This window comes from Streptomyces lanatus (genome assembly GCF_014655715.1).
Lineage (GTDB): Bacteria > Actinomycetota > Actinomycetes > Streptomycetales > Streptomycetaceae > Streptomyces > Streptomyces lanatus.
Genome location: NZ_BNBM01000006.1, coordinates 13,870 through 29,765 on the forward strand (window position 1 = coordinate 13,870; position 15,896 = coordinate 29,765).

Genomic DNA, 15,896 nt, shown 5'->3' on the forward strand with positions numbered 1-15,896 from the left:
AAGTTCACAGATGGACCACAGAATCGCCTCAACCCCCTTGTGAATCAAGGGATCTGAGAGTCAATCAGCGACGGCGCAGCGATGCCTCGAGCAGCGACGGCGGGGTGTCGAACTTCTCGTGTGCCGCCAGGTCGGTACCGGGGGCGACGATCGCGTCGACGGCGTCGAGTACATCGGCGGAGAGCACCGTGTCCGCGGCGGCGAGCTGCGCGTGGAGGTGGTCCGTCGTGCGGGGGCCGATGAGGGCGGCGGTCACGGCGGGGTGCGCGGTGACGAAGCCGAGGGCGAGCTGGATCATGGTCAGGCCGGCCTCGTCGGCGACCTTCGCCAGCCGTTCGACGGCGTCGAGGCGGGCCCGGTTGACGGGCAGGGTGAGGTCGAAGCGGTCCGGCATGAAGGCGGAGCGGTTCGTGGTGATGTCCCTGCCCTCGCGGACCGCGCCCGACAGCCAGCCCGAGGCGAGCGGGCTCCACACCAGCACCCCGAGCCCGTACTCCTCGGTCACCGGCAGGACATGGGTCTCGACGCCGCGCTGGAGGATCGAGTAGCCGGGCTGCTCGGTGACGTAGCGGCTCAGGCCGTGCTCGCGGGCGGCCCACTGGGCCTGCACGATGCGGTGCGCGGGGTAGGTCGAGGAGCCGAAGTGGCGGATCTTTCCGGCGCGTTGGAGGTCGGTGAGGGCGGACAGGGTCTCCTCGTCGCTCGTGCTCGGGTCCCAGCGGTGGATCTGGTAGAGGTCGACGTCGTCGACGCCGAGGCGGCGCAGGCTGTCCTCCAGTGCGGTGACCAGCCAGCGGCGCGAGGCGCCCCGGTGGTTGCGCTCGTCGCCCATCGGCAGGGCCGCCTTCGTCGCCAGCACGATGTCGTCCCGGCGGCCCGCGACGGCCTTGCCGACCATCTCCTCCGACTCGCCCGCGCTGTACATGTCGGCGGTGTCGATGACGTTGATCCCGGCGTCCAGAGCGGCGTCGACGAGGGCGGTGGCCTCGCTCTGCGTGGTGCGCCCGATCCGGCCGAAGTTCATCGCGCCGAGCGCGAGCGAGCTGATCTGGATGCCGGTGCGGCCCAGGGTGCGGTACTGCATGCGGTTGTCTCCTCACGATCAATCCGGAACAGTGTTCCGTTTCGACGATACGGAACGGTGTTCCGGTTTGGCAAGCGGGTGGCGTACGGTGAGGACGCAGCGTGGACGCGGGCGCGACGGCGCAGGGAGTGAGCGGGTCGGTGAAGGACGACGAGGGGGCACCGCCCGGGCGGAAGGACGCCCGGCGCAACAAGGAGACGCTGCTCGACGCGGCCGCCGCGGTCTTCGTCGCGAAGGGCGTGGACGCACCGGTGCGCGACATCGCGGCCGAGGCCGGTGTCGGACTGGGCACGATCTACCGGCACTTCCCGACCCGGGCGGACCTCATCATCGCCGTCTACCGGCACCAGGTCGACGCCTGCGCCGAGGCCGGCCCGGTCCTGCTGACGACGGGTGCGAGCGCGTACGCCGCGCTGGGGCAGTGGATCGACCTCTTCGTCGACTTCCTCGTCACCAAGCACGGGCTGGCGGCGGTCATGCGGTCCGACAGCGCCGGCTTCGACGCGCTGCACACCTACTTCCTCGACCGCCTCGTGCCGGTGTGCGCCCAGCTCCTCGAAGCCGCGGCCGCCGCCGACGAGATCCGCTCCGGCATCGAGGCCTACGAGCTGATGCGCGGCGTCGGCAACCTCTGCGTCGGCGCGGACACCGACCCCCGCTACGACGCCCGGCGCCTGGTCGGACTGCTCGTCGCCGGACTGCGCAAAGCACCGTAACTTTATGTTCTGATGTGTTGACCTCTGTTGGGATCAGCTTCTAGTTTGCGGGAATCGCACACAGCTGCTCAGAAGGGGATGCCGTGCCACGAGAGAACCGCCATCGCCGGACAGCCTGCCTCGGCGCGCTGCTGGCCTGCGTCACGGCATTCGGAGGCTCCCTCGCCTCCCCCGCGTCCGCGCGCCCCTCGGTGCCGCCCGTCAGTGACTTCCACGGGGTCAACTGGGCCGACCCGCGCGACAACTACGCCGACGACGAGGTCGTGCCGTCGGGGCTGTCCACGTCGGACGGCTACGCCACCACGTACGCCAAGTCCCGGGCGATCATCGGCGGGTTCGCCAAGCTGGGGGCCAACACCGTCCGGCTACCGGTGAATCCGTCCTCGGTCAACGGCCCCTTCTGGAAGTCGTACCGGGGAGCGATCGACGCCGCCACCGACAAGGGGTTCAAGGTCATCCTGGGTTACTGGGAGGGCGACAACGCCAAGGACGGCAAGGTCGACGACCCGGCCGCGTGGGACCGGATGTGGGCGCGGATCACCGGTGCCTACGCGCGCGATGCGAAGGTGTACTTCGAGCCGATGAACGAGCCGTTCGGCTACACCTCCCAGGAGTGGCGCGACGTCGCCGCGAAGTGGGTCACCGACCATCGCTCCGTGCCCCGCGACCGGATCCTCATCGGAGGCGTCAAGTACAGCGAGGACGTCAAGCCGGTGTGCGCCGACGGCCGGCTCGACGGGACCCGGCTTGCCCTGCACAACTACGGCTTCTGGCACACCGACTGGACCAGCTACGACCAGTGGAAGCAGGACTTCAAGGAGCGCATCGGCGACTGTGCCTCGCGCACCGTCCTGGACGAGTTCGGCGCCACCATGACGTCCGGACTGGACTACAACGGGCCCGTCGACGGCTCCCACGAGGTCGCCTACATCCAGGCCGCCACCGACACCGTCCGTGAGCTGGGCCTGGGTTCGGTCTACTGGCCCGGCCTGCGCAACGGCGACACCTACTCCCTCACCACCCTCCAGGGCACGGGCACCCACCTCTCCCTGAAGCTCAACAACCGCAGCGGGCTGGACCGGCTGCACTGGGCCTGGCGGAAGTAGCCGACGTCACCGACGCTTCACGTGTTCCGCGAGGGGTACGCCGAGTCCATGAGAGTAAGCGTGCTGGACACCGGCTCCAACACGGTCCGACTGGCCGTGTGCGACGTCGGGGACGGGGTGCCCCTCCCGGTGCACACCGCGAAGTGGAAGCTACGTCTGTCCGAACACATCGGCAGCGACGGCCGGCTCGGGGAGGAGGCCACGGAACGGCTCGTCAAGGCGTTACGGGCGGCCGTAGAGATGGCCCGGCAGTGGGACGCGCCGGAACCCCTGGCGTTCGCGACCTGACGTTCCTGGGCGCCCGGCGCTGGATGGGCTGGCGCTCGGGTCCGCTGGCTCTCTTCGACATCGGCGGCGGTTCCCTCGAAGTGGCCTTCGGGCGGGGCAGGACACCGGAGTTCGTGGCGTCGCTGCCGCTCGGCGCGAACCGGCTCACCCGTGAGTTCTTCGACTCGGACGACCCGCCCCAGCCGTCCGAGGTGACCGCCCTGCGCCGCAAGGTGCGCCATCAGCTGCGTGACGTCTCCGCCCGTATCCGCTGGGAACATCCGCAGACGGCCGTCGCGACCTCGCGGACCTTCCAGCAACTGGCGCGGCTGTGCGGCGCCGCGCCGGGGCGCCGCGGGCCCTTCGTCGAACGGGTCCTGCACCGCCGCGATCTGCGCCGGGCCGTAGACCGGCTGGCCGCGCTGCCCGCCGGCGAGCGGGCCGCGCTGCCCGGCATCTCCACACCCCGGGCCGGACAGAGCCTGGCCGGGGCGCTGATCGGGCACGCCGCGATGAAACTGAGCGATGTGAAGACCCTGACGATCTGCCCGTGGGCCCTGCGCGAAGGCATCCTCCTGCGCCATCTGGAGGACGGGGCCGACTGGTGGGCCGACATGGAGCACCATGACGGCGCCAGGAGGCCGGACCTGGACGGCGTACCGATCGCCTCGCACGCCCTGCGCGTGACCGTGCCCTCGTCGCCCTGACCTGCGCGGTCGTCCACGAACGGGCGCCCTCGGAGTCGAAGGCGCCCGCTCGGGTGGGTCGTTCAGGCCGCGGCCGTCGCCTCGACCGGGCGGTGTACGACCCGGCGGCGGCGGGTCGGGAAACCCATCGTCGGGTTGGCGACGCCCCAGACCGCGCCCTTGCAGACCAGTTCCTTGTACGTGGCGGCGAGACGGCCGGTGAGGGCGGCGCTGACGGCGCGGTCGTCGGCGGTGACGTACTGGATGAGGCCCTCCTTGCGGCCCAGGGAGATGCACTGGTTGAAGTAGCGCAGGGGTGCGTTCGGGAGCTTGCCGCCGGTCAGGCGGGCCGCGATGGTGTCGGCGGCCTGCCAGGCCATCGGCGTGCCCGAGGCGCAGGACATGCGCAGCGGCTTGTCGCCGCGGCCCATCGCCAGGGCCGCGTCGCCGATCGCGTACACGTCGGGGTGCGACACCGAGCGCATCGTCCCGTCGACCACGATCTGGCCCGTGTCGGGGGCGACGTCCAGGGTGGTGGCCGCCGCGATCGGGTGAACGGCGAAGCCGGTCGTCCACACGGTGACCGCGGCCGGGATCGAACCCCCGTCGGCGGTGGTGAGGCGGTCGGCCGCCACGGCGGTGACGGCGGCGTGCTCGTACGCCGTGATGCCGAGCCCGTCGAAGACCTTGCGCAGATGCCGGCGACCCTTGGGCGAGAGCCAGTCACCCAGTCCGCCCCGGGCGGCGAGGGAGACATCGAGGTCCGGGCGGGCCTCGGCGATCTCGGTCGCGGCCTCCAGACCGGTGAGGCCACCGCCCACGACGACCACGCGTTCCCCGGCGCCCAGTGCGGCGAGGCGCTCGCGCAGCCGGAGCGCGCCCGGACGGCTCGCGATCTCGTACGCGTGCTCGGCGGCACCCGGCACACCGTGGTCGTTCCAGCTGCTGCCGAGGGCGTAGACGAGGGTGTCGTACGACAGCTCCCCGGCCCCGTCGGCGGACTCGACGGCGACGGCCCGGCGCTCGACGTCGACGCCGGTGACCCGCGCCAGCCGCACTTCGACGCCGGTGCCCGCGAACATCTCGGTGAACGGCCGGGGCCTGAGGTCATGGCCCACGGCGAGCTGGTGCATCCGGACGCGTTCGACGAAGTCGGGCTCGGCGTTGACGAGGGTGATGGCGACGTCCTCGCGGTGCAGCCGCTTGGCGAGACGCCCGGCGGCGATGGCGCCGGTGTATCCGGCTCCGAGGACGACGATGCGGTGCGGAGTGGGCTGCGTCGACTGCATGGTGCTGCTCCTGTCGGGAAGCGGATCTCTGTCGGATTCGCCTCTTGAACCGGGCAGCTCGCCGTTTCCTGACAGCTTCCCGATGTGAAGCACGTCACATCGGGAAGGGGTCAGATAAAAGGTGTCGGACAAGGGGTCAGAACATGGTCAGCCGCGGGTCGCCGTGTTCCGTCGCCGCCCACCGCTCGGTCGCCCGCTCCAGCTTGTCGGGGTTGACCTGGTTGCGGACGCCGGCGATGCCGTCGGCGGTGATCTCCAGGCACATGACGCCGATGACCTTGCCGTCGAGGACCACCACGAGGGCGGGGCCGCCGTTGGCGGTCGTGGCGTACACCTCGGGCGAGCCGCCGACCAGCGCGCGCTTGGCCTCGCCGGGCTTGAACAGACCCCGCAGGAACTTCGCCACCGCGAGCGCGCCCTCGAACGCCTTGGCACGGGCCGGGACCTTCCCGCCGCCGTCGCCGATCGAGACGGCGTCCTGGGTGAGCAGCCGCACCAGGGGGTCGGTGTCACCGCTGGTCGCCGCCGCGAGGAACTCGTCGATGATCCGCCGCGCGGCGGCCTCGTCGATCTCGGTACGGGCCTTGCCGGCCGCGACATGGCCCTTGGCGCGGTGGAAGATCTGCTGGCTGGCGGCCTCGGTGATGTCGAGGATCTCGGCGATCTCCCCGTGCCGGTAGTCGAAGGCCTCCCGCAGCACATACACCGCCCGCTCGTTCGGCGTGAGCCGCTCCAGCAGGGCGAGGACCGCGTACGACACCGACTCGCGCTGCTCGGCGGTGTCGGCAGGGCCGAGCATCGGGTCACCGGCGAGCAGCGGTTCCGGCAGCCACTGGCCGACGTAGGTCTCGCGCCGCGCCCGGGCGGAGGTGAGCTGGTTGAGGCACAGGTTGGTGAGCGCCTTCGTCAGCCAGGCCTCGGGCACCTCGATCCGGTCCACGTCGGCTGCCTGCCAGCGCAGGAACGTCTCCTGCACGGCGTCCTCGGCCTCGCTCGCGGAGCCGAGAAGGCGGTAGGCGATGGCCCCCAGACGGGGCCTGGACGCCTCGAACCGATCCACGTCGCTCATGGTCAGGGCCATGGTCGGGATCCTAGCCGGGCGCGGGTGGCACGGACACGGACGCCGTGGGATCGGCCGTCCGGGCACCCTCGGCGGACCTGGCACCGTCCGTGGGTTCCGCGGCCCTTGTGCCCTGCCGCGCCCCGGCCGTCACCGAGATCGTGTCGCCGATGCGGATACGGCCGTGGAACCACTCGGCGTCCTTGATGTCGAGGGCGATCAGCCCGCCCTGGGCCTCGTAGTCACTCAACACCTTCAGCTGGGGGACGTATTGGCCGATGTAGTGCGACCGGCCCTCGCTGTCGCGCAGTTCGACCACGTACGGGACGCTGACATAGGCGGGCCCCTTGGACGGCACCTCGAAGGTCAGCTGTCGCGGGTTCTGCTTGGCGACCACCGTCAGCGGGCCGGTGAACTCCGTCGGCGCGGCGTTCCGCGACACGACCGGCAGCGCCCGGCCGTCGACGGTGAGGGTGCCCCCGCGCAGGTCGAGCGTGCCGGCGACGGGCTCAGGCGTGGGCGTGGGTGTGGGGGTGGGCGTCGGGGCGGAGTACGTGGTGGCCGGGACGCGGCTGCCGGGTGGGTGTTCCCGGGCCCCGCCGGAGTTCAGGTTCAGCGCGAGGCCGAGGACGACGAGGGCCAGGGTGCCCGCGCCGAGGGTGACCGTGACCCGGCGGCGACGCCTGCGGCGCGTCGCGCGGGCGCGGATCGCGGCGCCGTCGACGGTCGGCGGGGTCCCTTGGTCCGCGGCCAACTCGCGCAGCGCGGCGGAGAGTTCATCGGACACGGCCGCTCTCCTTCCGGACCGGCACATCGGCGTCGTCCGCCGCGAGGTGCTTCGCCAGCGCCGCCCGCCCCCGGGACAGCCGCGCCTTGACGGTCCCCACGGGCGCACCGGTGTCGGAGGCTACCTGTTCGACACTGAGGTCGCACAAATGGTGCAGGACGATCGCCATCCGCTGTGCCTCGGGCAGTTCGCGCAGGGCGGCGACGAGCGCGGTGTACTCGGGCCCCGGGCCCGGGGTGTGCTCCGGCGGCGGGTTGCGCCGTACCAGTTCCAGCCAGCGTTTCGCCCGCCGCCAGCGGCTCACCGCCAGCCGCATGGCCACCGTACGGATCCACGCCTCGGGCGCGCTGTCCGCCAGGAACCGCTCCCGCCGGTCCCAGGCCCGCACGAACGCCTCCTGCACGACGTCCTGGGCCTCGCCGTGGTCCCCGGTGAAGGCGTAGAGCTGCCCGGTCAGCCGGGGGAACGCGGCGGCGTAGAAAGCGTCGAACTCGTCCTCGGTCATGCGTCGGTCATGCCTCCACCGGAATCGGTGCCCTTTCCGTGCAACCCGGCCACCTCCGCCGTGCGTACAAGTCCCGCGGCCCCCACCAGGAAGACGCAGCACACGCGTCCCCGGCTCCCACTTCCCGGACGGTGCTTTTCCTCACGGCGGTCGCGGACCGGACGCCCGCGCGCCCGGCCACGAACGTGTCCCCGAGCCGAAGGACCCCCACGTGCCGGCACCCCACCACGCGCCCCACGACTTCGCCGCCTACGCCCGCGCCCACTGGCCCCGGCTGGTCGTGACGGCGCGGCTGCTCACCGACGACGACGGCGCGGCGGAGGAGTTGGCGCGCAGAACGCTGGCGCGGATGTGCGCACGGTGGCGGCGCGTGCCGCGCGACGACGTGGACTTCCATGTACGGCGCTGTCTGGTGCGGATGCACCTGCGCGGGCCGCGCGGACGGCGGGCCGCACGCCGCCGGGCCGTGCTGGTCCTGCGGTTCTGGGAGGGACTGACCGACACGGAGATCGCCCAGGTGCTGGGCTGCTCGACGGGCGCGGTACGGGCCCGGATCCGGCACGGCCTGCACGCGGCCGGCGCCGGCCCGGAGCAGCTGCGCGAGGTGTACGCCCGGACGGCCGGGGAGGTCGTCCCGTCCGAGGTGCCGCTGCCCGGCATCCAGGGACGGGGCCGCGAACTGCGCCGGCGCCGGGTCGCGGTGGCCGCGGCGGCCTGCGCGGCGCTCCTCACGCCGGTCGCGCTGCTCGCCGTCGGCCGGGTGGGGGCGGGCGGCGCACAGGAGTTGGCGACCGGCGGCCCCCGTACGGCACCGAGTCCCGTCCGGGTCGTGACGCCGGGCGAGCGGGTCACCGCGGGGCCCGGGGTACGGGTGTGGCTGACCGCGGACGGCGGGCACTGGTCGGCTCCGGTGACCATCGCGGGCGACGACGGCGACCGCCCGCTCGACGAACCGGGGGTCACCCTGCGGGTGGACACCGTCAAGGGCGGCTACCTCCTGTCGGGCCTCTTCCACGGCCTGCGCGGCGAACCGAGCCGGGTGGAGGTACGCACCGGCGACGACGGCGACACGACCACGGCGAAGATCCTCGTCCTGGCGGGCAGCCCGGGCTGGGGCGTCTGGTACGCGGGAGCGCCCGTGCCCGAGAAGCAGATGAAGGCGCTACTGGACGGGGACGGGGACGAACGGATCGTGACCGTCTACGACGCCTCGGGCAAGGTGGCCGCCCGCTCGGACCGCGAGTGGTGGCGGGCATGACGGAACCCCACCGCGAACGCACCCCACGCCACACCCGCGTCCACACCCCCCTGCGCATCCGCTTCCGCCGCACCCGGGGCCGCAGGCTCCGCCGCCTCCTGTACGCCTTCCTGGCCCTGCTCGCGACGCTGTGCACGGCCGCGGTCGTGGCGTACCAGCTCACCCCGATCCCGAAGCCGCACCCCGAGACGGTCACCCAGAGCACGGTGTTCCTCGACAAGGGCGGCGCCTACCTCGGCCGCCGCGGCCCGGTCGACCGCCAGGACGTACCCCTCTCGTCCATCCCCCGCCATGTACAGGAGGCGGTGATAGCCGCGGAGAACCGCTCGTTCCGCACGGACAACGGCATCTCGCCGAGAGCTATAGGGAGGGCCACCCTCGCGGCCCTGACCGGCGGCGAACCGCAGGGCGGCTCGACCATCACCCAGCAGTATGTGAAGAACGCGCTGCTCAGCCCGGAACGTTCACTGACCCGCAAGGCCCGCGAGGCGATCGTCGCGATCAAACTGGACCGCACCCGCAGCAAGGACGAGATCCTGGAGGGCTACCTCAACACGGTCTACTTCGGCCGGGGAGCGGCAGGCATCCAGTCGGCATCGCGCAACTACTTCGGAGTGGACGCGAAGAACTTGACGATCGCGCAGGGCGCGGCGTTGGCGTCCATCGTCAACATCCCGTCGTACTACGAGAAGGCGGGCTCGGACGCGAAGGTCACCGCGAAGCTGGCGGACCGCTGGGAGTGGGTGCTGGACGCGATGGCGGCGAGCGGCACGATCACGGCACGGCAGCGCACCGAGGCCCGCTTCCCGGCCTTCCGCTTCTACCCGCCGGGCGAGACGGAGGGCCAGCGCCAGTATCTGATCGACGTCGCCGCGAAGGAGGCCGCCGACCGGCTCGGCATCACCGAGGACCAGCTCGCGAGCGGCGGCTACAGCGTGACGACCACCTTCGACCTGGCCCTCCAGGACCGCGCCACCCAGCTGGTCCAGGACCATCCCGGCGGCAAGGACGGCGTACGTGTACACACGGCGGTCGTGGGCCTGGTGCCCGGCGACGGAGCCGTACGCCTGCTGTACGGCGGCTCGGACTACGCACGCCAGCCCTTCAACGACGCGGTGAGCGGGGCGGTGGAGGCGGGCACGGCCCTGGACCCCTTCGTCAAGATGGACCGCCTGGCGGGCGAGCCCCTGCGCGCCGTACTCCGCACCACGGCACCGACCCCACTCGCCCTCACCTCCGCGTACGCGACCCTCGCGGCCGGCGGCGAGCACGCCACCCCGTACACCGTCACCCGCATCACCCGCGAGGGCCGCACCGTCTACCGGGCCCACCCCGAGGTACGACGCGTCCTCGACGAGAAAGCCGCGCTGATGATGGGCACCCGCCCGTCCCCGGCCACCGCCGCCACCCCGAGCGTGACGAAGCCCCTCCTCACAGGCGGCGCGGGCGGCGGCACCACCCGCCGCACGGTATGGACCACCGCCTACGACCCCGACCTCACCCTCACAGTCGCCCTGTTCGCCGACCGCCCCGGCCCCAAGAAGAACACGACGACCCCGGCCCAACTACCGAACGAGCCACCGCCGGTGGAGTTCGCGGAGGGGGTGGCGACGGGGATCATGGCTCACTGACTGAGGCGATACTTCAGGTGAGTAGCCAGCGCCGTGGCCTCAACCCGCACCGGCTCCACGTCCCGGCGCACGGCCCCCGGCCCCTCGAAGAGCCGCAGACCCGCGCCGAGCAGTGCAGGCACCACATGCAGCTGCAGCTCGTCGATGAGTCCCGCGCCCAGGTACTGCCGTACGGTGCTCGCGCCGCCCGCGATGTCGACGTTCCGGTCGCCGGCCGCGGCCCTCGCCCGGTCGAGGGCGTGGTGGATGCCGTCGGTGACGAAGGTAAAAGTGGTGCCGCCCTCCTTGACCAGGGTGGGGCGGGGGCGGTGGGTGAGGACGAAGACCAGGGTGCGGAAGGGCGGGTTGTCGCCCCAGAACTCCTCGCCCGTGTCGTACATCGTGCGCCCCATCACCACCGCGCCGGTCGCATCGAACCACTCCCGCATCAGCTCGGAGTCACGGTTCTCCTCACCACCGCTCATGCCCTGCCGCTCCCGCCAGCTCGCCAGGTTGTGGATCCACTCGAAGAGCGGTTCGGCACCGGTGCCGCCCGGGTTGTCGAGGGTGACGTCGGGGCCGGCGATATATCCGTCGAGGGAGATGGCGAGGTCGGCGGTCACGGTCATGAGGGGGGCTCCTGGGTGGGTGACGGGGGTGTGCCTTCACTCTCACGTCGATCGGCGGGCGGCGCATTCGACACCGCCGGTGGAATCGGCCGTGACCTGCTTCAGTGCCGCCTTCGGCGTCAGTCGCCGCCGACCCCGGTGGGCGCTTTCAGGACCTCGATCAGGCTGGTCACGCTGTCGTCGGCATGCCCGGCCGCCGTGCCCCGCCGGAAGATCTCCAGGACCGCGTTCGGCAGTGAGGGGTCGACGCCGGTGTCCTGGGCGGTGCGCAGGACGTGTTCGGCGCTCGCCGCGCCCATGGCGAGTCTGTCGATGTCGCCCGGATGCTCACCGGCAGCGATGCGCGGTGTGTAGTGGGCCAGGAAGTCCGGCATGCCGGACAGCACGGACGACATCGACGGCAGCAGCTCCTCGGCGCCGACGCCCTGGGCGTCCGCCATCGCGAGGGCGTGCAGCCAGCCCAGCACCGTCGTCCAGAACAGATCCATCCCGGCCTGGTAGTACAGCGCCGCAAGCCCCGGGTCCTCGCCGCGGAAGTCGGTGCCGGTGAGCACCTCCAAGGTCTCCCGGTGTGTGTCGAAGACGTCCTTCGGCCCACTGTAGAAAGTGGAGAAACCGGGCTGCCCGATGCCCGGGGGCGAGGCCAGTACGCCACCGGTGAGGTACGCGGCACCGTGGCCCGACGCCCACCGCGAGGCGTCCCGGGCACTCTGCGGGGTCTGCGAACCGAGATTGACCAGGACGCGCCCGGACAGCTCGTCGGTGGCCGGCCCGAGGACCGCGTACATCGCGTGCTGGTCCGTCAGGCTGAGGACGATCAGCTCGCTCGCGGCCACCGCGTCACGAGCGGTGGCGGCCCGCCGGGCCCCCTCGGCGGCCAACTCGTCCGCGCTGCCCGTGCTCCGGTTCCAGACGGTGACCCGGTGCCCCCGCCCGAGGAACGCCCTCGCCATGGCCCGCCCCATCGGGCCGAGGCCGATGACCGATACATCCCGCCGTCCCACGCTAGGCCGCCCTCTCCGGCTTCCTGAGCACCTCTGTCAGCGCCGAGATGCTGTGCTCGCCGTGTCCCGCCTCGGCCGCGCGTCGGACCAGGTCGTGCAGGGGGGTGAGCCAGGCGGTGTCGACGTTCGTCTCCTCGGTCAGGTCCGCGTCGTGGGCCGAGCCCGCGAGGAAGAGGTTCACCGAGGACGCGGCGTCGGTGTAGTCGCCGCTGTCGATCTCCTTCGCGTACACCGGAAGCAGCGACTTGATCATGTCCAGCCACTTCTCGGCGTACCGCACCATGCTGCTCACCTCCAGCCCACGCGACTGGAGGACCGCCGCCCCCTGGAAGAAGCCGACGAGGGCAGGCAGCAGCGTGGCGCCGACGGCCATTTCGTAGAGGGCGGCGAGGTCGGGCTCGTCCCCGAGGTGGACGGTGTCGCCGCCGAGTGTCCTGAGCGCCGTCTCGTACTCGTCGAAGACCGTTCGGTCACCGCCGTAGTAGAGCAGCGTGTCCGCCTCTCCCACGGCCGACGGCACGTTCTTGACCGCCCCGGCCAGGAAGCGGGCGCCATGCCCCGTCACCCAGGCGGCCATGGCCCGGGCGCCGGCGGGCGCGCCGCTGTTCAGGGTGACGACGGCCCGTCCGGGTAACGCCGTCGCGGCCGGCTCCAGGGCGGATCGGGTGTCCTCGAAGGTGGTCAGACACGTGACGACCAGCGGGCTCGCCGTCACGGCGGCCGCCACCGTCGCCGCCCGCACCGCTCCCCTCTCCACGAGGGCCGCGGCCCTGCCCGGTGTGCGGTTCCACACCGTCGTCGGATGTCCGGCGTCGATGAACGCCCCGGCCAGTGCCCGGCCCATCGAACCCAGCCCGATGACGGTCACGGGTGTGCGATCGCTCTCAGCCATGCTTCGACTCCATTCACGTCCGCTCACGGAAATATCGAAATCGCGCACGGCCCATGCTGGTTGTTCACGCACATTCCCTCAAGTACCTACAATTTTGTGGGGTACTGAAAGAATTGTTAGTGGGAGGGCCGAGGAACATGAAGGAGCGGACCTATATCTGTGGTCTCGACGCCGCGATCGCCGTCATGGGAGGGAAGTGGAAGGGCCTGATCCTGTTCTCGCTGGGTGAAGGGCGGTTACGCTTCGGTGAGTTGCGGCGGACCCTTCCCGGGATCAGCGAACGGATGCTGACGCTTCAGCTGCGAGAGATGGAGAAAAGCGGCCTGGTGCATCGCGAGGTCCACTACCAGGTCCCGCCGAAGGTGGAGTATTCGCTGACCGAATTCGGCCACTCACTCAATACGGCGATGGCGCCGCTCGGCGAGTGGGGCGAGGAGCACATGGAGCGCATCGAGGCCATCCCGTGATCTCCGCGGATTCCGGCCGGGTACCTCCACGAAGCGGTACGTCAGCGCCGACAGCGGCAACAGCACGGCGACGAACAGGACTTCGCGTACGGGATCGTCCTGCCGTGATCGCCCCAGCGTGCCGTCGCTCACCGCCAGGAGCAGCGGGTGCACCAGGTAGACCGAGTAGCTGATGATGCCGAGGGCGGTGAGTGGGCGGGGGGTTCGGTGGTGCCGTAGGGCCAGTCCGGTGGCGAAGGTGAGCACGGCCGCTGCGAACGCCAGGGTCCAGCCGCCGGCCGTGAACTGGCGCCCGTCGCCGTACCAGTTGGCGCTCGCCACCGCGCAGACCAGCACCACCGCGGTCGTGCAGCCCGCGCGCGCCCAAGTGATCTGGCCGCGCTCTGCCCGGTGGACGGCGGTGCCGAGGAACATCACTGCGAGGATCACCAGGCTCTCCCACAGCGGGACCGTGGCGTTGAGGGCGACCAGGACGAGCGCCGGAACCGCGCCCAGCACGCCCCCGAACACACGCAGCGCATACGCCTCGGCGCTCGCGCAGCCGATGGCCACCGCCATGGTGAGCGACGCCCACACGATCAGCGGGCCGGTGCCGACCGCGCCGGAGAGAGCGGACGTCGGCAGGGCGATCCCGGCCATCGCGCTCGCGGCGGCGAGAACCGCGAGAGTGGCGGAGACGGCCGCCGAGTGGCGGTGGAGCCGGACCGTGAACAGACAGACGACCAGCAGGTAGAAGGCCATTTCGTAGGAGAGCGTCCACAGGACCAGGAGGAGGTTCGGGGTTCCCAACAGCTCCTGGAGGAGGGTGATATGGGCTACGGCCACGGAGGCCGGGCTCTGTCCGTCGAGGTCCGGGCCGATCTCCGCGATGCGCGTCAGGTCGAAGGCGAGGGCGAGGGTGATGACGGCCGCGTACAGGGGGTAGATGCGCAGCAGGCGTCCGGTCCAGAAGGTCCGGACACAGCGGCGGCGCTCCAGCGATGCCGGGATGATGTAGCCGCTCACCAGGAAGAACACCATGATGCCGTAGCGGCTGGTGTTGAAGTGGGGCATCAGTTCGCGGCGGAACTCCGGGAGGTAGGAGTACGAGGAGTGGTCGAGGACGACGACGAGTGCGGCGATGCCGCGGAGGGCGTCGAGCCAGCCGTAGCGGTGTGAATCGGGACCGCTGCTACTGATTCCGGCCACTCTTCCTCTTCGGCTTCACCGGGACGCAGGGCTGGTAATCGGCCTTGTCCGCATAGGCTTTGACGGAGTTCGGCCGGGTGTAGCCCTTGGTGTTCTCGAAGACCAGCAGGTCACCTCGGTGCAGGGTGATCGTCGAGCGGGCGTCCAGTCCACGGATGGGGACGAGGCTTCCGTCCTTGGCGATCGCCCAGATGCCGGGTCGTTCGAAGCGATCCCGGTCCCGCTCGCAGACATAACCCTCGGCGATCACCTCCACGGTGACCTGGATGCCCAACGGACGTACCTCGCGAGCGAGTTCATGCTGGGCGCCGATGTCGAGCTCCTGGTCCTTGACCCTGAGCGTGACGCTGCCGTCGCCGTGCGGCTCGACCGCGTACGCCTTCGCCCCGGCCGGTGAGCCGGGCACCACCACGGCGGCGACCCAGGCCGCGGCACATGCGGCCGCGACGACGGCGAGGCGGCGCATGCGGGCCTTCGAACGGCTGCCGCCCCCGTCCGGGACGTCCTCGCGGCGCCGCTCGATCTCGCTCGTCAGCTCGGCCAGCAGCCGGTCCTCGAAGGTCGACTTCGTCGTGCTCATGCTTCTCCCCCTAGGACGTACGCAGGCGACGGATCGGTCGGTACGGCCGGCGGGTCCGCCTCCCCGCGCAGCGTCTTGCGTGCCCGGTGCAGCCGGACCCGGGCGGTGACCTGGCGGATGCCCAGCGCGGCCGCCGCCTCCGTGACGGTGAGCTGGTCCACCGCGACCAGTTCCATGACGGCCCGTTCGCTCTCGGGGAGCCGCACGAGCGCGGCCAGCACCCGCCGCCCCGGGCTCTCCGCGTCGAGCCGGTCCTCGATCCGGGCGATGTCGTCGGCCTCCAGCAACCGCCGCCCGGACAGGCGCAGATCGCGTTCGGCCTCCCTGGCGATCCGGCGCCGTTCCGAGGAGACGACATTGCGGGCGATGCCGTACAGCCAGGCCGTCTCGCTGCCGAGGCGGGGCCGGTAGGTGTGGGCCGAGTCGAGGACGGCGAGGAAGATCTCGGCGGCGAGGTCGGCCGCGGTGTGCGGGTCGTCCACCCGCCGGGCCACGAAACGCATCACCGCCTCGACATGGCGCCGGTAGAACTCCTCGAAGAGCCTCGGGTCACGCACCGCCGCGGCGGGCCCGACCGGTAACTGTTGCGCTCCGTCCACTGGCGACTCCTTCGCACGGCTCCCGCACACGGCTCCCGCATACGAACACTTCATCTGTTCTTGGGCCGGGGCGCGAAAAGCGTTACACGGGCGCCGGGGGAGCAACCGGTGACAGCGGGGCGACTGCCAACGGGTGAATCCGGCGCCGCGGCGGATGGCGGCCGCCCTG

16 protein-coding genes and 1 pseudogene are annotated in these 15,896 nt (G+C 71.4%); 6 read left to right on the forward strand and 11 right to left on the reverse strand.

Annotated features, from left to right (window positions below):
• Positions 1 to 64: 64 nt before the first annotated feature.
• Positions 65 to 1,084 (reverse strand): aldo/keto reductase, encoded by a 1,020-nt coding sequence (locus tag IE325_RS17420; protein WP_190070856.1) that lies wholly within the window; start codon positions 1,082 to 1,084, stop codon positions 65 to 67.
• Between the two features lie 128 nt (positions 1,085 to 1,212).
• On the opposite strand from IE325_RS17420, the gene IE325_RS17425 reads away from it, so the two are divergent.
• The 3 genes and pseudogenes from IE325_RS17425 (at position 1,213) to IE325_RS17435 (ending at position 3,880) form a co-directional block, all read left to right on the forward strand.
• Positions 1,213 to 1,800: a TetR/AcrR family transcriptional regulator gene (locus IE325_RS17425; RefSeq protein ID WP_229911878.1), complete on the forward strand. Its 588-nt coding sequence runs from the start codon at positions 1,213 to 1,215 to the stop codon at positions 1,798 to 1,800.
• Positions 1,801 to 1,883: 83 nt separating this feature from the next.
• On the forward strand, positions 1,884 to 2,906 hold the full coding sequence (locus tag IE325_RS17430) for a glycoside hydrolase family 5 protein (protein ID WP_190070857.1): 1,023 nt from the start codon (positions 1,884 to 1,886) through the stop codon (positions 2,904 to 2,906).
• 48 nt (positions 2,907 to 2,954) lie between these two features.
• Positions 2,955 to 3,880, forward strand: a pseudogene (locus IE325_RS17435) (Ppx/GppA family phosphatase).
• A 62-nt stretch (positions 3,881 to 3,942) separates the two neighbouring features.
• On the opposite strand, the gene IE325_RS17440 reads toward IE325_RS17435, so the two are convergent.
• From IE325_RS17440 to IE325_RS17455, 4 genes are all read right to left on the reverse strand, one after another.
• Complete coding sequence (locus IE325_RS17440; RefSeq protein WP_190070858.1) at positions 3,943 to 5,148, reverse strand: NAD(P)/FAD-dependent oxidoreductase; 1,206 nt, start codon at positions 5,146 to 5,148, stop codon at positions 3,943 to 3,945.
• Between the two features lie 136 nt (positions 5,149 to 5,284).
• Positions 5,285 to 6,229 carry an RNA polymerase sigma-70 factor gene (locus tag IE325_RS17445; protein WP_190070859.1) on the reverse strand — a complete coding sequence of 315 codons (945 nt, stop codon included), beginning with the start codon at positions 6,227 to 6,229 and terminating at the stop codon, positions 5,285 to 5,287.
• 10 nt (positions 6,230 to 6,239) lie between these two features.
• A complete protein-coding gene (locus IE325_RS17450; protein WP_190070860.1) occupies positions 6,240 to 6,995 on the reverse strand; it encodes a hypothetical protein in 756 nt (251 codons plus the stop codon).
• Positions 6,985 to 7,500, reverse strand: a complete 516-nt coding sequence (locus IE325_RS17455) for a SigE family RNA polymerase sigma factor (protein WP_190070861.1) — start codon at positions 7,498 to 7,500, stop codon at positions 6,985 to 6,987. Before IE325_RS17455 ends, IE325_RS17450 begins: the two co-directional genes overlap by 11 nt.
• Positions 7,501 to 7,711: 211 nt before the next feature.
• Between IE325_RS17455 and IE325_RS17460 the strand changes: the two genes are divergently transcribed.
• Together IE325_RS17460 and IE325_RS17465 are read left to right on the forward strand one after the other, a co-directional pair.
• Entirely contained in the window at positions 7,712 to 8,758 is a 1,047-nt protein-coding gene (locus IE325_RS17460; RefSeq protein ID WP_229911854.1) for a sigma factor-like helix-turn-helix DNA-binding protein, read from the forward strand.
• Complete coding sequence (locus IE325_RS17465) at positions 8,755 to 10,389, forward strand: transglycosylase domain-containing protein (protein WP_190070863.1); 1,635 nt, start codon at positions 8,755 to 8,757, stop codon at positions 10,387 to 10,389. Before IE325_RS17460 ends, IE325_RS17465 begins: the two co-directional genes overlap by 4 nt.
• Here IE325_RS17465 and IE325_RS17470 read toward each other — a convergent pair.
• The 3 genes from IE325_RS17470 to IE325_RS17480 form a co-directional block, all read right to left on the reverse strand.
• A complete protein-coding gene (locus IE325_RS17470; RefSeq protein WP_190070864.1) occupies positions 10,383 to 10,997 on the reverse strand; it encodes a dihydrofolate reductase family protein in 615 nt (204 codons plus the stop codon). The two genes, IE325_RS17465 and IE325_RS17470, sit on opposite strands and share 7 nt — an antisense overlap.
• 119 nt (positions 10,998 to 11,116) lie before the next feature.
• The gene (locus IE325_RS17475; RefSeq protein ID WP_190070865.1) at positions 11,117 to 12,001 is read right to left on the reverse strand and encodes an NAD(P)-dependent oxidoreductase; all 885 of its coding nucleotides are present in this window, start codon (positions 11,999 to 12,001) and stop codon (positions 11,117 to 11,119) included.
• A 1-nt stretch (position 12,002) separates the two neighbouring features.
• On the reverse strand, positions 12,003 to 12,893 hold the full coding sequence (locus IE325_RS17480) for an NAD(P)-dependent oxidoreductase (protein WP_190070866.1): 891 nt from the start codon (positions 12,891 to 12,893) through the stop codon (positions 12,003 to 12,005).
• Between the two features lie 137 nt (positions 12,894 to 13,030).
• Between IE325_RS17480 and IE325_RS17485 the strand changes: the two genes are divergently transcribed.
• On the forward strand, positions 13,031 to 13,360 hold the full coding sequence (locus IE325_RS17485; RefSeq protein WP_190070867.1) for a winged helix-turn-helix transcriptional regulator: 330 nt from the start codon (positions 13,031 to 13,033) through the stop codon (positions 13,358 to 13,360).
• Here the strand turns inward: IE325_RS17485 and IE325_RS17490 are convergent.
• The 3 genes from IE325_RS17490 to IE325_RS17500 are packed head-to-tail and all read right to left on the reverse strand — an operon-like array spanning position 13,286 to position 15,727.
• A complete protein-coding gene (locus tag IE325_RS17490) occupies positions 13,286 to 14,548 on the reverse strand; it encodes an acyltransferase family protein (RefSeq protein ID WP_229911855.1) in 1,263 nt (420 codons plus the stop codon). The two genes, IE325_RS17485 and IE325_RS17490, sit on opposite strands and share 75 nt — an antisense overlap.
• Positions 14,532 to 15,128 carry a hypothetical protein gene (locus tag IE325_RS17495; RefSeq protein WP_190070868.1) on the reverse strand — a complete coding sequence of 199 codons (597 nt, stop codon included), beginning with the start codon at positions 15,126 to 15,128 and terminating at the stop codon, positions 14,532 to 14,534. Before IE325_RS17495 ends, IE325_RS17490 begins: the two co-directional genes overlap by 17 nt.
• Positions 15,125 to 15,727 (reverse strand): RNA polymerase sigma factor, encoded by a 603-nt coding sequence (locus IE325_RS17500; RefSeq protein WP_229911856.1) that lies wholly within the window; start codon positions 15,725 to 15,727, stop codon positions 15,125 to 15,127. Before IE325_RS17500 ends, IE325_RS17495 begins: the two co-directional genes overlap by 4 nt.
• Positions 15,728 to 15,896 lie beyond the last annotated feature (169 nt).